This is a genomic window from Devosia sp. (assembly GCF_034675085.1).
In the GTDB taxonomy this organism is placed as follows: domain Bacteria; phylum Pseudomonadota; class Alphaproteobacteria; order Rhizobiales; family Devosiaceae; genus Devosia.
Map to the genome: position 1 here is coordinate 1 of NZ_JAUCDN010000362.1, position 3120 is coordinate 3120.

Consider the following 3120-nt stretch of genomic DNA (forward strand, 5'->3'; position numbering starts at 1 on the left):
GCTGGAAGGCACGCGAAGTCGCCGACGCCCTCGATATGCGGCGCTGGAGCGATTTTTATCCCGAAGCGCCCACCTATGGTCCCGCGCCATCGGGCCCCAATGAGGCGGCCGGGACGTTGCCCTCGCCCCTGACCGACATTCTTGCCCGCAGCCCGCAGCGCAATGCCGAAACCTTTCTAAAGGGCGCCGGCGAAACCTATGAACTGGTGGTTACCGCCTTTGCCACAGGCGATCTGGAGCCGGTCCGCTATCTTCTCGGCGACGAGCTGGCGGTCGATTTTTCCGGCGCCATCGCCGAACGTCGGCAGCGTGGCGAAAAGCTGACAGTGACCTTTATCGGCCTTGCCGGCCTCGATATTGTCGACGGCGCAATGGAAGGCGAAATGGCCTGGATCGATGTGCGCATTGTCGGGCAGATGGTTTCCGTGCTGCGCAACAGCATGGGCGCCGTGCTGCTGGGCGATCCGCTGCGCGTGGTCGACATGCCCGAAATATGGACTTTCGAGCGTAACATGAACGCAGCCGACCCGGTGTGGCGGCTGGTGACGACCGAGCCGGAAGAATGAGCCCGACGCCGCAATGGCGCCTCAAGCGGATCTACGACCCCAGCGATGCCGGCGATGGCACCAGGGTGCTGGTCGACCGGCTCTGGCCACGGGGCCTGTCAAAGCAGGAGGCCGGTATCGACCTCTGGCTCAAATCCATCGCCCCCAGCACCGATCTGCGCCACTGGTTCAACCATCAGCCCGAGCGCTGGATGGAATTTACCCAGCGCTATCGCAAGGAGCTGGCGGAAAACACCCAAGCCGTGGCGCAGCTCGAAAAACTCTCCGCCAGCGGCCCCGTGACCCTGCTTTACGCCGCGCGCGACACGGAGCACAACCAGGCCCAGGTGCTGCTAAGCTATATGCAGGACAAGCCTTCCGATGATTGATCTGGCCGATACCGCCGCCTGCCGCCTTCTGGGCTGCCGTGTGCCCCTGGTGCTGGCCGGCATGGGGGGCGTCGCCCGCCACGAACTGGTGGCGGCAGTGACCGAGGCGGGCGGCTTCGGCTTTCTGGGCATGGTGCGCGAGCCCGTTGCGCTCATCGAGAGCGAGGTGGCCGCCCTGCGCGCATTGGGTCACACCCGTTTCGGTGTCAATCTGATCCCTGCGGCCACGCCCGCCGAGCTTCTCGAGGCACAACTGGCCGCCTGCATTCGCCTGCAAGTGCCGGTGATCGGCCTTTTCTGGGATATCGACCCAGCCATCGTCGCCCGGTGCCGGGACGCCGGCATGGTCGTGTGCTGGCAGGTCGGTTCGGTGGATGAGGCCATCGCGGCCGAACGCGCCGGCGTCGACATCATCATCGCGCAAGGCCGCGAAGCCGGCGGGCATGTGCGCGGCACACGGCGCCTGGCCGAACTGCTGCCCGAGGTGGTCGCGGCAGTAGGTCGACCAGTTCTGGCGGCGGGAGGATTGGCCAGTGGCGGCGACCTGGTTGTAGCCCGCGCGCTGGGAGCGGATGGGATCGTGCTGGGCACAGCGCTGATGGCCACCCAGGAAGCCTTCGCCCACCCCTATCACAAGCAACGTCTGCTCGAAGCACAGGCCGGCGATACCGTGCTCACCGACATCTTCCACATCAACTGGCCAATCGGCGCGCCGGTGCGCGTCATCAGGAGCAGCGTCACCGGCGGGCTTTTCGGCCGGGGCGACGGAGGCCCGCGCCGCGTCATCGGTGACGAGGAAGGCCGGCCGATCCATCTCTTCAGCACCGACTCACCCCTGCGCTCCATGACCGGCGATTTCGCCCTCATGGCGCTTTATGCCGGCACTGGCATCGGCAAGATCGAGGCCATTCCACCCGCTGGCGCCCGTATGGCCGCCCTGATGGAGCAGGCCCGCGCCCTGCTCGCAACGCCAGACGCCGGCAACGCGGCCGAAACCAGTTCACCGGTCTGCTATGCCGGAGAATTCAACCACGCCTATATGGGTAATCCCGAGCCAGGGGAGTTCGCCGCCACTTGCGACGCCCTGGCCAGCGATCTGCAGCAGGCCGTGCATCTGGCGCTGGCTGACCATGCCGAGCAACATGCCTTTGATGCCCCGCCTTTCGGCCACGAGGCGCAGGCCTATGCCGGCTGGCTTCTGGCGCTCGCACCCGACAAGGACAACCCGACATCTCAAGTGCAGACGCTGCCTACCCTGCTCGGGGCCATGCAGGCACGCCTCGACGCCATAATCGCTCGCCTGCCCGAAACGGACCTGCGCCAGCTTCTCAGCCAGCTAAGGCAGTTCCTTACCCTGCAACAGCGTCGCCTGGCGAAGCCGGCGCCGGCACAGCCAGACAGGCCCGAAATCCTGTCCGCATCCGATCGATAAGCGCCGTTTCGGTACGGCTCGAATAAACCATATGCACCGAATAGGAAAATTCCGGCGCATCGGGCACGCGCCATAATTCCCGCGCCGCCAGATGCGGCTGCACGGCGCTGAGCCGGAAATAACCCGCCCCGCCGACGCGCAACAGATAGCGCAGCGCCAAAGGGCCATGGGAAATGAAGACGCCGGGGCTGGCCATGCGCGGATAGGCCGCCTGATGGCTGGCCGCAAAGGCCGGTCCCCAATCGACATGGATGTAGTCTTCAGGCGCCCCGGCATCGCCCCCCGGTGTGGTGGTGACCATCACCAGCTTTTCCTCGGCCAGCAATTCGGCGACCGTCCCGCTGGCCTGGCGCGGGGGATCGTAGAGCAGCGCCATGTCGAGCGAGCCGGTCTGCACTCCCTCCAGCAGGCGTCCGGGCGTATCGACTTCGCCGCGCAGGGCGATGTCGGGCGCTTCCCGCTTCATCCACACCAACCACTCGACCAGGACCGGGTTCCACAGGCTGATCTCGGCGCCGACGCTGGCGATATCCACCCGCCCCAAAGGCAAACCCACCTGCTGGCGCGCCCGGTCCCACACCTGCACCAGCGTGGTGGCATGACGCACGAAGCGCTCCCCTGCCGGCGTCAGCCGCGCACCCGACTTGTTGCGGATGAAAAGCCGCCGCCCCAATTGCTCTTCCAGCGCATGCACCCGCGCGCTGACCGCCGTCTGCGTCACATTGAGCCGCCCCGCCGCCGCCACGAAACTGCC

At 66.3% G+C, this 3120-nt stretch carries 4 protein-coding genes; 3 read left to right on the forward strand and 1 reads right to left on the reverse strand.

The window, feature by feature from the left end:
* The 3 genes from VDP82_RS16235 to VDP82_RS16245 all read left to right on the forward strand — a co-directional run.
* Positions 1-566: Tim44/TimA family putative adaptor protein (locus VDP82_RS16235; RefSeq protein WP_323015868.1), on the forward strand; the 566-nt coding region annotated here is incomplete at its 5' end.
* Positions 563-934 (forward strand): DUF488 domain-containing protein, encoded by a 372-nt coding sequence (locus VDP82_RS16240; RefSeq protein ID WP_323015869.1) that lies wholly within the window; start codon positions 563-565, stop codon positions 932-934. The genes VDP82_RS16235 and VDP82_RS16240, both read left to right, overlap by 4 nt.
* Positions 927-2366 (forward strand): nitronate monooxygenase, encoded by a 1440-nt coding sequence (locus tag VDP82_RS16245; protein ID WP_323015870.1) that lies wholly within the window; start codon positions 927-929, stop codon positions 2364-2366. Before VDP82_RS16240 ends, VDP82_RS16245 begins: the two co-directional genes overlap by 8 nt.
* On the opposite strand, the gene VDP82_RS16250 is transcribed toward VDP82_RS16245, so the two are convergent.
* A partial coding sequence (locus VDP82_RS16250) for a LysR family transcriptional regulator (RefSeq protein WP_323015871.1) occupies positions 2284-3120 on the reverse strand: 837 nt, incomplete at its 5' end. The genes VDP82_RS16245 and VDP82_RS16250 overlap by 83 nt on opposite strands.